The organism is Bradyrhizobium sp. TM233 (assembly GCF_036247965.1).
GTDB lineage: Bacteria > Pseudomonadota > Alphaproteobacteria > Rhizobiales > Xanthobacteraceae > Bradyrhizobium > Bradyrhizobium ottawaense.
Genome location: NZ_BTIG01000014.1, coordinates 117276 through 133431, shown reverse-complemented (window position 1 = coordinate 133431; position 16156 = coordinate 117276). Strand labels below are relative to the sequence as shown.

Sequence of the window (16156 nt, the reverse complement as noted above, 5' to 3'; positions counted from 1 at the left end):
CTGATCCCGAACCGCCGGCACAGCTCCCGCCGGTTCGTTCCGTCCTGCAAGGCAAGTCGCACAAACTCGCGCCGCTGATCCATTACCGACACCTCGTTCCAGGGCATGGACGGCCTCCCGAATCGACCAATCCAGCCCAGTTTGATGTGTCAGCTATGTCTCCGAACACCTGTCAGTGATCTGTCCGGGCTAAACACGAGCCGGGCGATGACACCGTTGATGTGGCTCGACCTCGCGGCGACCTCGAAAAAATTGCAGCCGCGCCCAACAAAAAGCCCCGGAGACATCTCCGGGGCTTTTGTCGTTTCGGCCCTCGCAGCGCGACGCAGTTACGTCCGCGTCCGCATCCGCATCATGAAGCTGTCGAAGCTGAGCTCGGCGACCTGCATCCAGGCGAGCGAGTCGGCCCGGTAGGCGGTCAGGCTCGCATACATCTTGCCGAAATGCGGATTGCTCTTGGCGAGATCGGCGTAGATCTCGCCCGCCGCGCCATAGCAGGCCTCGAGCACCTCCTGGGGGAATGGCTTGAGGATCGCGCCGGCGGCGAGCAGCCGCTTGAGCGCGGGCGGATTGACCGAGTCGTACTTGCCGGTCACCCAGGTGAAGGTATCGAGCGAGGCCGCCGAAATCGCCGCCTGATAATGTTTCGGCAGCGCATTCCACTTCTCGAGATTCATGATGTTGTGGCCCTGGCCGGTGCCTTCCCACCAGCCCGGATAGTAGTAGTACTTCGCGACTTTCACGAAGCCGAGCTTCTCGTCGTCATACGGGCCCACCCACTCGGCCGCGTCGATCGTGCCCTTTTCCAGCGCCGGATAGATGTCGCCGGCCGCGATCTGCTGCGGCACGCCGCCGAGCTTCGAGATGATGGTGCCGGCGAACCCGCCGACGCGGAATTTCAGGCCCTTGAGATCGTCGACGGTCTTGATCTCCTTGCGGAACCAGCCGCCCATCTGGGCACCGGTCGAGCCTGTCGGAACGCCGATCGCATTATGCTCCTTCAAAAGATCGTTGATCATCTCCTGACCGCCATTCCACAACAGCCAGGAGATATGCTGGCGGGTGTTGAGACCGAACGGCAGCGAGGTGCCGAAGGTGAATGCGGGGTTCTTGCCCCAATAGTAATAGAGCGCAGTGTTGCCGATCTCGACGGTGCCGTTCGAGACGGCGTCGAGCACTTGCAGGCCGGGCACGATCTCGCCGGCGGCAAAGGGCTGGATCTGGAAGCGGTTGTCGGTGATCTCGGCGACACGTTTGCAGAAATATTCGCAGCCGCCATAGAGCGTATCGAGTGATTTCGGCCAGCTCGCCGCCAGCCGCCATTTCACCTCGGGCATCGACTGTGCGATAGCCGGCGCGGCAACTGCACTCGCGGCCAGGCCCAGCCCCCCTGCCGTCAGAAACTTACGACGTTCCATGCGTCTCCCCTCATCCTGTGATGTCGTGTCCTCGACGAGGGATCGCGATCTTGCGTCGCTTTATCTTCGCCGCTGGCCGACGTTTCTTGGCGTCCGAGATTTAGATGTCCCGGATCGCGGTCAGGATGACCAAAGGGGGAGCGCAAATCAAGCGCACTTTGGTTGCGCTATCGTCGCTGCCGTTCAATGCTGCGCTGCGAACGCGGCTTCCATGGCCTTTCGAACCTTCACCGTCTCATTGCCGGGGTCGAACTCGACGTCACTCCAGTGCACCACCGCGCCGTGCGCGACGTCGTGTTTCAGCTTCAGGCGATGCGCAAGTCCGATCGGCAAGGCGCCGGCCTTCAGGCTTGCTGCCGCCGGTACCAGCTTGCCCCATACGGTGTAGCCGCCTTCGCCGTCCAGCATCTCGCCCGTGCGCAAATTGCGCTTGGCGACCGCCGCGACGTCGCCCCGGAAGCCGCTGGCCTGGCCGGTCGGCTCGCCGCGCAGCGCGGCCGACAGCACCGAGATGTTCAGCTCGAGCCCGATCAGATGATAGGGCTTGTACATTGCAGCATAGCGTCCGCTGGCGTCGGTCTTGAGGCCGTATTGCCTGAAGCAGTCGGCGGCGTAGTCGTTCGGCGCCTCCAGCACGACGTAGACGCCCCAGCGCAGGTCGCGAAACACCGGCCGTCCGTCGCGCTCGAGCGAGGAGACGACCTCCACCAGGCCCGCCCGATCCAGCACGCCACCGCGCGAGCGCGGCCGCATGATGTGCGGGAGGTCGTCGACGCCGCAGGGCGGAAACAGCAGTCCGTCCGCGGGTACGTCGAGGGCGCAGGCATTGGCGATCGCAGCCATCTCGATCGCCGATTTGGTGCCGTCGAGGAAGGAGTTGAACATCTGCGGGTTCATGCCGGCCGACTGCGCTTCGCCTGCGGTCAGGCCGTAATGCTGCCAGACGCCGTCAGGCGTCACGTCGTGATAGGCCGGCAGGTATTTTGTGCCTTTGCCGGCGGCGACGACGCGAAAGCCGGTGGCGCGGGCCCAGTCGACCATCTCGGCAGTCAGCGCCGGCTGGTCGCCATAGGCGAGCGAATAGACCACGCCCGCCTTGCGCGCCTCCTCGGCGAGCAGCGGACCGGCCAGCACGTCGGCCTCGACATTCACCATCACGATATGCTTGCCCGCCGCGATCGCGGCGCGCGCATGCTTGATCCCCACGGCAGGATTTCCGGTCGCCTCCACCACCACGTCCATCGCGCCGCCGGCAATGGCGCGCGCGCCGTCATCGGTAAAGACGGTCGCGGCGATCCGCTCGGCGCTCCAGCCGACCGTGCGGCAAGCCTCGCGTGCGCGGTCGCGGTCGATGTCGACGATGATGGGCACCTCCAGCCCCGGCGTGTGAGGCACCTGCGCCAGAAACATCGAGCCGAACTTGCCCGCGCCGATCAGCGCGACACGGACAGGCTTGCCGGCGGAAGCGCGGGCCTGGAGGAGGCGGAAGAGGTTCATGTTGCTGTCCGATCAAGTATCGTGTCCCGGACGCGGTGCAGCGTGAAACGCTGCTCCGCAGAGCCGGGACCCAGAAAAGCTATCCGTGCGGCGTGGGCCCCGGCTCTGCAGCGCATCGTCGAAGAGGCGCTGCGCTGCGTCCGGGGCACGAGACCTGTTTACTCCGCCGCCTGCCGCGGTGCACGGGCAAGCCGCAGCAGCGCGTCGTCGTCCACCGTCTTGATCGGGGCGAAGTCGCGATGGGCGATGTAGTCCGGCCGCGTGGGATTGCGGATGTAGTTCGAGACGGCGTTCAGCGTCAGGTACACGATCTTGCGTGGGAAGGGCGTGATGTTGCCGGCCGAGCCGTGCACGAGATTGCCGTGGAACATCAGCATGCCCCCCGGCTTGCCGGTCGGCGCGACGATGCCGCCCTCCTTCACCAGTCGCGTCACCGTCGCCTCGTCCAGTGTCCATAGCGGATAGGAGGTGGTGGCGAGGTCATGCGAGGCCTGGAGATCGCCGGCATTCTGGCTGCGCGGCACCAGCATCAGGGGACCGTTGATCGGCATCACCTCGTCGAGGAAGATCGCGATGTTCATGGCGCGCGGCTCCGGCATGCCGTCGTCGCGCTTCCAGGTGCCGTAATCCTGGTGCCATTGCCAGACATCGCCGGTGAAGGCCGATTTCGCGTTGATCTTGAACTGGTGCATGTAGACGGGCTCGCCGAACAGCTGCTCGACCGGGTCGATCATGCGCGGATGGGCGCCCAGGATACGGAACGCGTCGTTGTAGAGATGCGCGGCAAAAGCCGTGCGCGGCGCGCCGCTCTTCTCGCGCCAGACTTCGGGACGGTTGGCGTCGTAAATGCCGACCGCCTCGCGCGCCAGCAGATCGACCTCCTCCTGGCTGAACAGCTCGGGCAAGAACAGCCAGCCCTCGCGGTGGAAGAACTCCAATTGCTCCTGAGACAGTTTCATGGGCCGTTTCCTCCTGTTTTGTTTATTTTTGTCATTCCGGGGCGCGACGAAGTCGCGAGCCCGGAATGACGGCGTTTGTCGCTACGCCGCCGCCTCTTCGCTCGCCCTCAATCTCTCCTCAGTCATCCGTCCCGCCGTCTGCGCATGCGCCAGCGCGGCGGCTTCGGCCGCCTTCACGTCGCCCGCGAGAATGTGTCCGGCGATATCGGCATGTTCGGCCCAGGCGCTGCCGCGGTAGTCGAGCTCCGACAGCACCGTCGCCATCGAGCGGCGCATGTGCGGCCATTGCGGCGCAATGGTCTCCTCGATCACGGGATTGCCGGCGAGCTGATAGATCGCGCGGTGAAAATCCACGTCGAGCACGATCAATTCAGTGAGTGTCGTGTTGCGGTCGATGCCCCGCCCCGCGGCGAACGCAGCCTCCAGCCGTGCGCGTCCTACCGCGTCGCTGGCGGCGCGCTTCGCCGCAAGCCGCGCGGCCAGCGCGTCGATCGCGCCGCGCACCTCGTAGAGTTGGCGGATGCGCGCGGGATCGAGCTGGGTGACCTCAAAGCCGCGCCGTCCGCTCTCGGCGACGAGACCCTGGCGGTGCAGCAGGTGCAGCGCATGCGAGACAGGCTGGCGCGAAACGCCGAGCTTGTCGGCGAGCTCGTTCTGCCGGATGCGCTGGCCGGGCTGAAGCGTGCGGTCGGAGATCGCCTCCAGGATCCGGGCATAGACCTGGTCGATCAGGTTCGGGAGCGGGTCGAGAGGGATCACGCCAGCAGCTCTTGCGAGGGAATACGGAATTCCGTATTCGAAGGTATCGCGGGAGGGGAGGGGCGTCAAGACGGGCTCTGCGCCCATGCCATGGCGCCCCGTGCTGCTCCACTAAGTCATTGATATTACTGTGCCCGTCTACTGTGCATGGGGTTGTTTTCGCAAAAAGGCGCCCGCCTCAGCCCTCCAGCACCTCCACCTCCAGCGCGGCGATCCCTTCCGCATCGGCCAGCGCCTCGATCCCGGCGATACGTTCGCCGTTGAACGTCACACGCAGCGCGATGCGCAGCTGTCCGCCGAGAATGACGGCAACGCCGATCTCGCCGTCGACCAGTGCCGTCCGCGCGGCCTGGGCGCGGCCCTTGTAGAGCTGCGCGACCGCATCCGCGCCGCGGATCTCAGGCAGCGAGCCGAGCCGCACCGCGGCCATATCGGCGCGGAAGACGACGTCGGGATCGAGCACGGCGAGCAGCCCCTCGAAATTGCCCTCGCGCGACGCCTTGAGGAAGGCATCGACGATTCCGCGCTGGCGTGACAGGTCGGTCTCGGGCACCGGGGCCCCCTGCACCCGCCGCCGCGCCCGGCTCGCGAGCTGCCGCGATGCGTCGACCGAGCGGCCGACGATCGGCGCGATCTCCTCGAAGGGCACTGCGAACATATCGTGCAATACGAAGGCGAGCCGCTCCGCCGGCTGCAAAGTCTCGAGCACGACGAGCAGCGCCGCGCCGACGGAATCGGCCATCTCCACCTCGCGCTCTCGCGTCTCGTCGACCGGCTCCGGCACATGCGGGCCCATCGGCTCCTCCTTGCGCGACTTCCGTGCGCGCAGCATGTCGAGGCAGATGCGCGCGACCACCGTCGTCAGCCAGCCGCGCAAGTTCGCGACATCGGACATGTCGTAGCGGCTGACCCGCAGCCAGGCCTCCTGCACGGCATCGTCGACCTCAGCGCCGGAGCCCAGCATCCGGTAGGCGACCGCGCGCAGATGATCCCTGCTGGCCTCGAACTGGTGGCTGAGAAAATCGTCTTCGAAATTTTTTTCGGTCATCGGTCACATTCCCTCGTCGCGATCCGTCATGCCCATGACGAAGCCAATCCGGCCGATGTGACCGGGACCTTCGAAATTCGAGCGATGGAGACGAAAAAGATGCACGCCCGCATGAATCACCCTGTCATGGTCCTCCCGGAGGCCATGAATGTCCTGCAGTCCCTCGGCAATCTGACCAAGCAGGGCCTGCCGGAAAAGCTCCTGGAACTGGTGCACCTGCGTGCCAGCCAGATCAATGGCTGCAGCGTCTGTGTCGACATGCATCCCAAGATCGCCCGCAGGCTGGGTGAGACCGACGAGCGCCTGTTTGCCGTGTCCGCCTGGCGCGATGCGCCCTATTTCACCGACGCCGAGCGCGCCGCGCTGGCGCTGACCGAGGCCGTCACCCGCCTCGCCGATCGCGAGGACCCGGTACCGGATGCGATCTGGAACGAGGCCGCCAAGCATTTCGACGAGCGCGAGCTCGCAACGCTGATCCTCTCGATTGCCGCCATCAATGTCTGGAACCGGCTCAACGCGGCGATCAAGATGCCGGTGGGTGTTTGGAAGGTGTGAGTGTCTTCCCCTCTCCCCGCTTGCGGGGAGAGGGGAAGAGAGCACCTACTCCGCCAAGAACCTGCTCACCGCCTCGCCGAACTCAAGCGGGGCCTGCTCGAACATCCAGTGGCCGGCGTTCGGAATCACCGCCGTCCGGGCACCTGCGATATGCTCGGCCAGCACGCGCCACATCACAGCCAGGCTGCCCGTGGTGGCGCCGCCGCCGATCAGCAGCGTCGGCGTGCGGATCGCCTGCGCATCGCTGAGCGTGTAGGGCCTGCGCTGCTCGTTGATCTGGCCGAGGAAGGTCAGCGCGTTGTCGCGCAGCTGCTGCTTGGCCGCCGCGGGCACGCGCCGCCACGAGCCGTCGCCCTCGATGCCTTCGTAGAAATTCTGCAGCGCGCCCTCGATATCGCCGGCGCGGATCATCTCGACCGATCGCGCGGTGCGCGCGGCCAGCGGCGGATGCGCCGGCGTGCCTTCCGGCACCGGCAGGCTGGCGTCGAGATCGCCGCCCGGCTCGGCCAGCACCAGCTTTCGCACCAGATCAGGCCGCGCCTGTGCCACGCGAAACGCGATGTGTCCGCCGCGCGAATGACCCATCAGGTCGACGGGGGCGGGCCTGATCTGCTCGATGAAGGCGATCACATCGGCAACGTGCTGCGCCATCTTGTAGTCGTCGCCGACGGCATCCCAATGCGCGGGGAAGAAATGCCGCAGGCTGACCGAGATCACGCGATGCGCTTTCGATAGCGGGCCGAGCACAGAGTACCAGGTGCGGAAGTCGCCGAGCGTGCCGTGCACGCAGACCAGCGGATGGCCTTCTCCGACGTCGAGATAGGCCATGTCGTAACCGTTGACGTGGAATGTCTGCATGGTCAGCTCGCCAGAAAATCCAGGACCACTTCGGAGTATTTTTGCGGCGCCTGCTCGAACATCGGATGCGTCGCGTTCGGGATGATCGCCGTTGTGGAATAGGGCACATGCGCCGCGAGCGCATGCAGCACCTTCGGCAGCAGGCCCTTGGTCCGCGCGCCCAGGATGAACAGCGTCGGCATCTTGATCGCTTCCGCATCCGCCTTCGAGAACGGCGGGCGATTGTCGCGGACCTGCCCGATCAGCGTATAGGCATTATCGCGCAAATTCTGCTTCACCAGGGCCGGCAGCCGCGGCCAGGTGCCGGAGCCCTCCAGCGTGTCGACGAAGACGGCGAGGCCGCCATCGACGTCGCCGGCGGCGATCTTCTCCGCGGAAGCCATGAAGCGCGCCAGGAGGGGCGAGGGCCCGCCGGCATAGTCGGGGTCGAGGCTCGCATCGAGCTCGCCGCCGGGTTCGGCGAGGATCAGCCGCCGCAACAGATCCGGCCGCCGCTGCGCCACGCGGAAGCAGATGTGCCCGCCGCGGGAATGGCCCATCAGGTCGACCGGACCGAGATCGAGCTCCTCGATGAAGGCGACGACGTCGTCGACATGCTGGGCGATCGAGTAGGTGTCGCCGATGCCGTCCCATCGCGCCGGGAAGAAGTGCCGCAGGCTGACAGCGATCACGCGGTGCCGTTGCGACAATGGGCCGAGCACGCAGCCCCAGACCCGGAAGTCGTTGAGCGAGCCGTGCACGCAGACCAGTGGCGGTCGGCCCCTGTCTTCGCCCACGTCGAGATAGGGCATGTCGTAACCGTTGACGTGGAGGCTCTGCATTCGGGACTCGCGAGGCGGGCGGAACTCCTGTGCAAGATTCCCGGAAACCGGGTGGATCGCAACTATTTCCAAGCCTAGATTTGGTCCGAGATCACATTGGGGGCATGCGACGGGAACGCAAGCTCAGGAACCAAGCCATGACCGACCAGCATTTCGCCCTGTTCGACACCAGGATCGGCCTTTGCGCCATCGCCTGGGGCCCGCGCGGTATCAACGGCACGCAATTGCCGATGGGCGGCGAAGAGAAGATCCGCACCCGCATCAGCCAGCGCCACGCCGATGCCAGCGAGGCCGAGCCGACCGCCGAGGTGCAGCAGGCGATCGATCGCGTCGTCAAGCTGCTCGCGGGCGAGCCGGATGATCTCACCGATATCGAGCTCGATCTCGACGGCGTGCCGGAGTTCAACCGCGGCGTCTACGAGATCGCCCGCGCCATCCCGCCCGGCAAGACTATCACCTATGGCGACATCGCCAAGCAGCTCGGCGGCGTCCAGCTCTCGCGCGACGTCGGCCAGGCGCTCGGCCACAATCCGTGTCCGATCGTCGTGCCCTGCCATCGCGTGCTGGCTGCCGGCAACAAGCCCGGCGGCTTCTCGGCCAATGGCGGCGTGGTGACGAAGCTGAAGATGCTCGAGATCGAAGGCGCGCTGGTGAACCACACGCCGAGTTTGTTTGATTGAAGCGTCAGATCTTCGCCGCCGTCTTCGGCCAATACCGATCGCGCAAGTGCCGCTTCACCAGCTTGCCTGTGGGCGTGCGCGGCAGCTCGGGCTCGAAATCGATCGAACGCGGGCACTTGATCGCGGACAGGCGGCCCTTGCAATAGGCGATCAAATCGGCCTCGAGCGCCTTGCCGGCGCGAGCCATGTCGTGCGGCTGCACGACCGCCTTCACCTCTTCGCCCATCTCCTCGTTCGGCACGCCGAACACAGCGACGTCGGCGACGTCGGGGTGGGTGATCAGCACGTCCTCGGTCTCCTGCGGGTAGATGTTCACGCCGCCGGAGATGATCATGTAGGACTTGCGGTCGGTGAGATAGAGGAAGCCCTCCTTGTCGAGATAGCCGACATCGCCGAGCGTCGACCAGCCTTTCGCGTTGTAGGCCTTCTTCGTCTTCTCGGGGTCGTTGTGATAGGTGAACGCTGGCGCGTCGGCGAAATAGACGGTGCCGATCTCGCCGAGCGGTTGCTCCTCGTCGTTCTCGTCCAGAATCTTGATCTTGCCGACCACGGCCCGGCCGACGCTGCCGCGATGCTCCAGCCATTCTTGCGAATTGCAGACCGTGACCCCATTGCCTTCCGAGCCCGCGTAATACTCGATCAGGATCGGCCCCCACCATTCGATCATCTTGGCCTTGACGTCGATCGGGCAGGGAGCGGCGGCGTGGATCGCGCCCTTGAGCGTGGAGACGTTGTATCGGTTGCGAACCTCGTCCGGCAGCTTCAGCATGCGCACGAACATGGTCGGCACCAGCTGTGATTGGGTGACCTTGTATTTCTCGACGAGCTTGAGGAATTCCTCGGCGTCGAAATGCTCCATGATGATGGAGGTGCCGCCGAGCACGACCGCCATCATGTTGAAGCGCAAGGGAGCCGCGTGATAGAGCGGCGCAGGCGAGAGATAGGTGCTCTCTGCGTTCATGCCGCACATGTCGGCGCAGAGCACGCGCAGGAAGGCGTTCGGCACGTCGATCCTGTTGCCTTCGAACGACTTCTTGATGCCTTTGGGGCGGCCGGTGGTGCCGGACGAATACAGCATGTCGTAGCCGGCGACCTCATCCGCAATCGGCGTGGTCGGCTGCGCTGCGGCCTCCTTGTCGTAGGAGCGGAAGCCGGGCTGTGGCTCGTCCATCATGTAGAAGACCGGCTCGCCGGCGGCGCCCTTGATCAGGCCCTTGATCTGATCGGCGCATTTCGGCGTCGTGATCACGACCTTGGCGCCGCAATCGGCGATGATGTAGTCGATCTCGTCCTGCTTCAGATAGCGGCTGATCGCGGTGTAATAGAGCCCGCTGCGCTGCGCGGCCCAGCACAGCTCCATGAAGGCGAGGCGATTCTCCATCAGCAGCGCGATGTGGTCGCCGGCCTTGAGACCGAGCGAGCGGAACAGGTTTGCGCCCTGGTTCGAAAGCTCGTCGAGCTCGCGATAGGTGATCGCCTTGCCGGTCCCGGCCATCTGGTAGGCGATCTTGTCGGGCGTGGTGCGGGCGTGGATGGAGGGGTGGGTCATGGTCGAGATCTCGCGGCAAAAAAGGTGTCATCCCGGCCTAGTGCGCAATTGCGCACGGGGGGCCGGGATCCATAACCACAGGCCTCGACTGTTGAAACGAGATGGAGCTCCGGCGCGGCATAACCGCAGCCTCCTGTGGTTATGGGTCCCGGATCGGCGCGCGCTTGAGGCGCGCTTGTCCGGGACCCATTATCTGTGTGGCCGCAGCTTAAAGCCGCTCCACGATCGTCACGTTGGCCATGCCGCCGCCTTCGCACATGGTCTGCAGGCCGTAGCGCTTGCCGCGCTGGTGCAGGGCGTGGACCAGCGTCGTCATCAGCTTGGTGCCGGAGCCGCCGAGCGGATGGCCGAGCGCGATAGCGCCGCCATTGACGTTGAGGCGCGCCGGATCGGCGCCCGTGGTCTTCAGCCAGCCCGTGGGCACCGAGGCGAAGGCCTCGTTGACCTCGAACAGGTCGATGTCGCCGATCTTCATGCCGGCCTTTTCCAGCGCCTTCTTGGTGGCGTGCAGGGGCGCATCGAGCATGATGACGGGATCGCCGCCGGTCATGGTCATGTGATGGATGCGCGCCAGCGGTGTGACGCCGAGCTGCTTGAGGCCGCGCTCGTTAACGACCATCACGCCGGAGGCGCCGTCGCAGATCTGGCTGGCGCTGGCCGCGCTCAGCTTGCCGTTCTCGGCGATCAGCTTGACGCCCTTGATGCCGTCGAGGGTGGCATCGAAGCGGATGCCCTCGTCGATGTGGTGGGTGTCCTTGCTGCCGTCGGCGCGGGTGATCTCGAGCGGTACGATCTCCTTCTTGAAGTGGCCGGCTTGCGTCGCCGCGATCGCGCGCTGATGGCTGTTATAGGAGTATTCGTCCAGATCATCCTTCGACAGGCCGTACTTCTCCGCCATCATCTCCGCGCCGGTGAACTGGCTGAACACGATGTTGGGATAGCGCTGCTCGATGCCCGGGCTCTTGTAATTGCCAAAGCCATTCTTGGCGGGAAGCTGCGAGGACAGGCCCATCGGCACGCGCGTCATGGATTCCACGCCGGCGGCGATCACGACGTCCATGGTGCCGGACATCACGGCTTGCGCGGCGAAGTGCAGCGCCTGCTGCGAGGAGCCGCACTGGCGGTCGATCGAGGTACCCGGCACGCTCTCCGGCAGCTTCGATGCCATGATCGCGTTGCGCGCGACATTGTTGGACTGTTCGCCGACCTGCATCACGCAGCCCATGATCACGTCCTCGACCAGGGCCGGGTCGACCTTGGTGCGATCGACCAGCTCGTTCAGCACTTTTGCCGCGAGATCGGCCGGATGCCAGCCGGCGAGACGGCCCCCCTTGCGCCCGCCCGCGGTACGCGCAGCGGCGACGATGTAAGCCTCGGCCATGTCGGTCTCTCCCTGAATTGCTCTGAATAGGCTGGTTGTCGGGGCGGATTAAACGGGCACGATGTGGTTTAGTCAATCGATCAATTAACTCTTGTGATGAGGCGCTGCTTGCGCTTATCTGCGCGCCTATCGAGGTGCATTCAGGGATCTCCGTGGCTACCAGCGTACCGAACAGGCTCCCCGGCGGGAAAAATTCCACGGCAGAGAAATTGCTCGTGGCCGCGAGCGAGTTAATGATCGAACGCTCCTCGATCGAGATCTCGCTCTCCGACATCGCCCAGAAGTCGGGCGCCAATGCCGCGCTGGTCAAATATCACTTCGGCAATAAGGACGGCCTGCTGCTGGCGCTGCTCGCGCGAGACGCCGCGACCGAGATGTCCAATCTCGAATATCTGCTGGCGCAGCCGATCACGGCGACGGCGAAGCTCAAGCTGCATATCGGTGGCATCATCCGCGCCTATCACCGGTTTCCCTACATGAACCGGCTGATCCACTATCTCCTGCATGAGAGCGTCGCCGGTTCCGCGGACGAAGTTTCAAAATTCTTCGTGGCGCCGCTGCTCGACTTTCACCGTCGCCTGCTTGCCGAAGGCGTCAGCCATGGAGAATTTCGCGCCACCGATCCGGTGCTGTTCTACACCAGCCTGATCGGCGCCTGCGATCATCTGTTCTTCGGCCGGCACGCGATGTCTCGCGCGACCGGCGTCGGCCCGGTCACCGACGACGTTTGCCGGCAATATATCAAGCATATGGAAACGCTGATCTGCGGCGGCATCCTCACGCAAGTCGAGGAAGCGGCCGCGGCCGGATAATCCGGCCATCACTTGTCAGTCAGAAGACTTGCAAGTCTAGAGAAGAAACGCCCAAGGAAAGGTACAAGCGATGGAATTGAAAGACGTAGCCGTTCTCATCACCGGCGGTGGTTCGGGCCTCGGCGAGGCGACCGCCCGCGCCATGGCGGCCAAGGGCGCCAGGATCGGCGTGATCGACCAGAACAAGGAGAATGCCGAGAAGGTCGCCGCCGAGGTGAAGGGCGTGGCGCTCCATGCCGACGTCACCAGCGAAGAGCAGATCAAGGCGGCGATCGCCAAGGCGGAAGCCGCGCATGGCGTTGCGCGGGTGCTGATGAACTGCGCCGGCATCGGCGGCTCGCAGCGCATCGTCGGCCGCGACGGCGTTTATCCCTTGGAAAAGTTCGCCCGCATCATCAACGTCAATCTGATCGGCACCTTCAACTGTCTGCGGCTGTTCGCCGAGCGCCTCGTCACGATCGAGCCGGTCGGCGAAGAGCGCGGCGTCATCATCAACACGGCTTCGGTTGCCGCTTACGAAGGCCAGATCGGCCAGATCGCCTATTCAGCCTCGAAGGGCGGCGTCGTCGGTTTGACCTTGCCGGCCGCGCGCGATCTCGCCAGCCAGAAGATCCGCGTCAACACCATCGCGCCCGGCCTGTTCTTCACGCCGCTGCTGATGGGGCTGAACGAGGAAGCCCGCAAGAGCCTGGGCGCGCAGGTGCCCCATCCCTCGCGTCTCGGCGACGCCAAGGAATACGGCTCGCTCGCCGTGCATATCGTCGAGAACCCGATGCTCAACGGCGAGACCATCCGCCTCGACGGCGCCATCCGCATGGCGCCAAGGTAGCTGCAAACTCCGCTGTCGTCCCGGCGAAAGCCGGGACCCATACTCCGCGGCGTCTGTGGCGGGCACGCTGGCAGACGCGGTGCGCAAACAACAAACGCCTGTGGTTATGGGTCCCGGCTTGCGCTTCGCTTGGCCGGGACGACCGTGAGGAGGAGCGCCCCATGTCCCAACCGTTGCTGATCGAGCATGACGACGGCGTCGACCGGGTGACGCTCAATCGTCCTGATAGCCTCAACGCGCTCGATCCTGCGCTGATCGACGCGCTCAACGTCTACTTCCAGGGCCTCCAGCGCAACCGTGACACGCGTGTCGTGGTGCTCAAGGGCGCCGGCAAGAGTTTTTGCGCGGGCCTCGATCTCAAGGCGGCCATGGCCCGCCGTGCCGGGCAACAGGAACCGCCTGGCGTCACCGAGTCGCTCGACTCGCAGCGCCGCATCGCCGACATCGTGATGCTGATGCGGCGTTGTCCGCAGCCAATCATCTCTCTCGTGCAAGGCGCGGCGGCTGGCGGCGGTTTTGCGCTGGCGCTTGCCTCCGACATTCGCATCGCGACGAAATCGGCGCGGATGAACTGCGCCTTCATCAAGCTCGGCCTGGGCGGCTGCGACATCGGCACCAGCTATTTCCTGCCGCGCCTCGTCGGCGTGTCCGTGGCGTCGGAGCTGATCCTCACCGGCCGCTTCATCGGCGCCGAGCGCGCGCTGGCGGTCGGGCTGGTCTCGGAGATCGTCGACGAAGACAAGCTCGATGCGGCGGCCGAGCCCTATGTCGATGCGATGATGACGGCTTCGCCCGTGGGCCTGTGTCTCTCCAAGGAGTGCCTCAACATGAGTATCGACGCAGGATCGCTGGAGGCTGTCATCGCCATGGAAGATCGCAATCAGGTCCTGTGCAGCCGTTCCGAGGAATTTTCGGAAGGCATCAGGGCCTTCCTTGAGAAGCGAAAGCCTGTCTATATCAAGCGCTGAACGAGAACGATCCGTAAAGGACGATAATTCCGGGAGACGCAAAATGAGTGGAAGCGCGGCGGCTGTGATGACGAAGCCCGCCTTTCGCAAGATCGAATGGCTGCCGCGCGACATCGATGTCGAGCGCCGCGACGACGGCACGGTTGTGCTGAAGTCGCGCATTCCGCTGCAGCCTTACGAGAAGCACATCCCGGCTTCGCTGGCGAAATGGGCGAAGGACGCGCCCGAGCGCATCTGGCTCGCCCAGCGCGGCGGCGCCAACCGCGAATGGCGCAAAGTGTCCTATGCCGAAGCCAAGCGCGCCGTGGATGCGCTGACGCAAGGCCTGCTCAATCTCGGGCTCGATGGTCGCCCCGTTGCGATCCTCTCCGGCAATTCGATCGAGCATGCGCTGATGACGCAGGCCGCGATGCAGGCGCGCGTCCCCGCGGCGCCGGTGTCGCCGGCCTACTCGTTGATGAGCCACGATCACGTCAAGCTGAAGTACTTGTTCGACCTGATCAAGCCGGCCGTGGTGATGGTGCAGGACGGCCCGACTTTCGAGAAGGCGCTGAAGGCGATCGATCTCAGCGGCGTCACCGTGGTTCACGCCGCCCGTCCCTGTGACGGCGTCAAGAGCGTCAGTTTCGCGGAGCTTGCGGCGACGCCAGTGACGGCCGATGTCGAGGCGTCGATCGCGAAGATCACACCGCAGACGGTCGGAAAACTGCTCTTCACCTCCGGCTCGACCGGCATGCCCAAGGCCGTCATCAATACGCAGGAGATGATGTGCGCCAATGCGGCGATGATGATGCAGGTGCGGCCGCGCTCGCCTGATGGTCCTGTTGCGACCATGCTGGACTGGATGCCCTGGAATCACACCATGGGCGGCAATGCGGCGTTTCATCCGATCCTGGTCGATGGCGGCACGCTCTATATCGACGACGGCCGGCCGATGCCGGGCCAGTTCGAGGAGACGCTGCGGAACCTGCGCGAGATCTCGCCGACCTATTACGCCAATGTGCCGGCCGGCTATGCCGCGCTCGCCGCCGCCATGGAGAAGGACGATGCGCTCTGCCGCTCCTTCTTCAAGAACCTGTCGATCATGGCCTATGGCGGTGCGCGGCTGCCTGACGATCTCTACGACCGCATGCAGGCTCTCGCCGTCAAGACCACCGGCGAACGCATCGTGTTCTACACCGGCTGGGGCTCCACCGAGACCGCGCCGACCTCGACCGGCACCTATTGGGACACCGAGCGCGTCGGCCTGATCGGCCTGCCGTTCCCCGGCGTCGAGTTGAAGATGGTGCCGTGCGGCTCGAAATACGAATTGCGCCTGCGCGGCGTCAACGTCACGCCCGGCTATTTCGGCCAGCCGGATTTGACGAAGAAGATGTTCGACGAGGAAGGCTTTTACTGCATCGGCGATGCCGGCATCTTCGTCGACGATGCCGATCCGGTGAAGGGCATCATCTTCGCCGGGCGCGTGGTCGAGGACTTCAAGCTCACCACCGGCACCTTCGTCCATGTCGGCTCGCTCCGCACCGATGCGATCGCCGCGGCGACGCCCGTCGTGCATGACGCGCTGGTCGCGGGGCAGGACCGCCCGTTCATCGGTCTGCTCGCCTGGCCAAACCTGCACGCCTGCCGACAGCTTGTCGGCAATCCCGAGCTGAGCTTTGCGGACGCGGTGAAGCATCCTGACGTGATCGCTTGCTTCAAGCGCGGGCTGCAGGCTCACAACAAGGAGTGCGAAGGCGCCAGCAGCCGCATCATCGCGCGCGCCATGCTGATGGTCGAGCCGCCCTCGATCGACGGCAACGAGCTTACCGACAAGGGCTACATCAACCAGCGCGCCGGCCTCGAGCGCCGCGCGGCGCTGGTGGAGCGGCTCTATGCGGACAAGCCGGATGAAGATGTGATCGTGCTGCGATGAGCGCGCAACTCTCTCACCTCGTCATTCCGGGGCGCGCGCAGCGCGAGCCCGGAATCCATCAGGCCTCATACGCCTGGCGAAATGGATTCTCAGATGCGCAATTGCGC

15 protein-coding genes are annotated in these 16156 nt (G+C 64.9%); 6 read left to right on the top strand and 9 right to left on the bottom strand.

Features of this window, described 5'->3' with window-relative positions:
- Nucleotides 1–329: 329 nt before the first annotated feature.
- From AABA86_RS25600 to AABA86_RS25580, 5 genes are all read right to left on the bottom strand, one after another.
- The gene (locus AABA86_RS25600) at nucleotides 330–1418 is read right to left on the bottom strand and encodes a TRAP transporter substrate-binding protein (RefSeq protein ID WP_212252601.1); all 1089 of its coding nucleotides are present in this window, start codon (nucleotides 1416–1418) and stop codon (nucleotides 330–332) included.
- Between the two features lie 183 nt (nucleotides 1419–1601).
- A complete protein-coding gene (locus AABA86_RS25595) occupies nucleotides 1602–2915 on the bottom strand; it encodes an NAD(P)H-dependent oxidoreductase (protein WP_338308849.1) in 1314 nt (437 codons plus the stop codon).
- Nucleotides 2916–3073: 158 nt separating this feature from the next.
- Complete coding sequence (locus AABA86_RS25590; protein WP_338308848.1) at nucleotides 3074–3874, bottom strand: phytanoyl-CoA dioxygenase family protein; 801 nt, start codon at nucleotides 3872–3874, stop codon at nucleotides 3074–3076.
- Between the two features lie 81 nt (nucleotides 3875–3955).
- A complete protein-coding gene (locus tag AABA86_RS25585) occupies nucleotides 3956–4633 on the bottom strand; it encodes a GntR family transcriptional regulator (RefSeq protein ID WP_212252606.1) in 678 nt (225 codons plus the stop codon).
- Nucleotides 4634–4811: 178 nt separating this feature from the next.
- Nucleotides 4812–5681: a sigma-70 family RNA polymerase sigma factor gene (locus tag AABA86_RS25580; RefSeq protein ID WP_338308847.1), complete on the bottom strand. Its 870-nt coding sequence runs from the start codon at nucleotides 5679–5681 to the stop codon at nucleotides 4812–4814.
- A 99-nt stretch (nucleotides 5682–5780) separates the two neighbouring features.
- Here AABA86_RS25580 and AABA86_RS25575 point away from each other — a divergent pair, with 99 nt between their 5' ends.
- On the top strand, nucleotides 5781–6236 hold the full coding sequence (locus AABA86_RS25575; RefSeq protein ID WP_338308846.1) for a carboxymuconolactone decarboxylase family protein: 456 nt from the start codon (nucleotides 5781–5783) through the stop codon (nucleotides 6234–6236).
- Between the two features lie 45 nt (nucleotides 6237–6281).
- On the opposite strand, the gene AABA86_RS25570 is transcribed toward AABA86_RS25575, so the two are convergent.
- Nucleotides 6282–7094, bottom strand: coding sequence for an alpha/beta fold hydrolase (locus AABA86_RS25570; protein WP_338308845.1), 813 nt, complete (start codon nucleotides 7092–7094; stop codon nucleotides 6282–6284).
- A 2-nt stretch (nucleotides 7095–7096) separates the two neighbouring features.
- A complete protein-coding gene (locus AABA86_RS25565; RefSeq protein ID WP_338308844.1) occupies nucleotides 7097–7915 on the bottom strand; it encodes an alpha/beta fold hydrolase in 819 nt (272 codons plus the stop codon).
- A gap of 137 nt (nucleotides 7916–8052) precedes the next feature.
- Here AABA86_RS25565 and AABA86_RS25560 point away from each other — a divergent pair, with 137 nt between their 5' ends.
- Nucleotides 8053–8595: a methylated-DNA--[protein]-cysteine S-methyltransferase gene (locus AABA86_RS25560; protein ID WP_338308843.1), complete on the top strand. Its 543-nt coding sequence runs from the start codon at nucleotides 8053–8055 to the stop codon at nucleotides 8593–8595.
- 4 nt (nucleotides 8596–8599) lie between these two features.
- Here the strand turns inward: AABA86_RS25560 and AABA86_RS25555 are convergent, their stop codons facing one another.
- On the bottom strand, nucleotides 8600–10144 hold the full coding sequence (locus AABA86_RS25555; protein WP_338308842.1) for an acyl-CoA synthetase: 1545 nt from the start codon (nucleotides 10142–10144) through the stop codon (nucleotides 8600–8602).
- A gap of 208 nt (nucleotides 10145–10352) precedes the next feature.
- Nucleotides 10353–11525: an acetyl-CoA C-acetyltransferase gene (locus AABA86_RS25550; protein WP_338308841.1), complete on the bottom strand. Its 1173-nt coding sequence runs from the start codon at nucleotides 11523–11525 to the stop codon at nucleotides 10353–10355.
- Nucleotides 11526–11677: 152 nt separating this feature from the next.
- Between AABA86_RS25550 and AABA86_RS25545 the strand changes: the two genes are divergently transcribed.
- From AABA86_RS25545 to AABA86_RS25530, 4 genes are all read left to right on the top strand, one after another.
- The gene (locus AABA86_RS25545) at nucleotides 11678–12337 is read left to right on the top strand and encodes a TetR family transcriptional regulator (protein ID WP_212252619.1); all 660 of its coding nucleotides are present in this window, start codon (nucleotides 11678–11680) and stop codon (nucleotides 12335–12337) included.
- 70 nt (nucleotides 12338–12407) lie between these two features.
- Entirely contained in the window at nucleotides 12408–13166 is a 759-nt protein-coding gene (locus tag AABA86_RS25540) for an SDR family NAD(P)-dependent oxidoreductase (protein ID WP_028139958.1), read from the top strand.
- A gap of 161 nt (nucleotides 13167–13327) precedes the next feature.
- Nucleotides 13328–14134: an enoyl-CoA hydratase/isomerase family protein gene (locus AABA86_RS25535; RefSeq protein ID WP_338308840.1), complete on the top strand. Its 807-nt coding sequence runs from the start codon at nucleotides 13328–13330 to the stop codon at nucleotides 14132–14134.
- A gap of 43 nt (nucleotides 14135–14177) precedes the next feature.
- Entirely contained in the window at nucleotides 14178–16049 is a 1872-nt protein-coding gene (locus AABA86_RS25530) for an AMP-binding protein (protein WP_338308839.1), read from the top strand.
- Nucleotides 16050–16156: the final 107 nt, after the last annotated feature.

Bases quoted from the DNA above. Each gene is read 5' to 3' on its own strand.
- AABA86_RS25555 (WP_338308842.1), bottom strand. From the start codon at position 10,144: ATGACCCACCCCTCCATCCACGCCCGCACCACGCCCGACAAGATCGCC.
- AABA86_RS25540 (WP_028139958.1), top strand. From the start codon at position 12,408: ATGGAATTGAAAGACGTAGCCGTTCTCATCACCGGCGGTGGTTCGGGC.
- AABA86_RS25530 (WP_338308839.1), top strand. From the start codon at position 14,178: ATGAGTGGAAGCGCGGCGGCTGTGATGACGAAGCCCGCCTTTCGCAAG.
- AABA86_RS25550 (WP_338308841.1), bottom strand. From the start codon at position 11,525: ATGGCCGAGGCTTACATCGTCGCCGCTGCGCGTACCGCGGGCGGGCGC.
- AABA86_RS25535 (WP_338308840.1), top strand. From the start codon at position 13,328: ATGTCCCAACCGTTGCTGATCGAGCATGACGACGGCGTCGACCGGGTG.
- AABA86_RS25575 (WP_338308846.1), top strand. From the start codon at position 5,781: ATGCACGCCCGCATGAATCACCCTGTCATGGTCCTCCCGGAGGCCATG.
- AABA86_RS25590 (WP_338308848.1), bottom strand. From the start codon at position 3,874: ATGAAACTGTCTCAGGAGCAATTGGAGTTCTTCCACCGCGAGGGCTGG.
- AABA86_RS25560 (WP_338308843.1), top strand. From the start codon at position 8,053: ATGACCGACCAGCATTTCGCCCTGTTCGACACCAGGATCGGCCTTTGC.
- AABA86_RS25600 (WP_212252601.1), bottom strand. From the start codon at position 1,418: ATGGAACGTCGTAAGTTTCTGACGGCAGGGGGGCTGGGCCTGGCCGCG.
- AABA86_RS25565 (WP_338308844.1), bottom strand. From the start codon at position 7,915: ATGCAGAGCCTCCACGTCAACGGTTACGACATGCCCTATCTCGACGTG.
- AABA86_RS25595 (WP_338308849.1), bottom strand. From the start codon at position 2,915: ATGAACCTCTTCCGCCTCCTCCAGGCCCGCGCTTCCGCCGGCAAGCCT.
- AABA86_RS25570 (WP_338308845.1), bottom strand. From the start codon at position 7,094: ATGCAGACATTCCACGTCAACGGTTACGACATGGCCTATCTCGACGTC.
- AABA86_RS25580 (WP_338308847.1), bottom strand. From the start codon at position 5,681: ATGACCGAAAAAAATTTCGAAGACGATTTTCTCAGCCACCAGTTCGAG.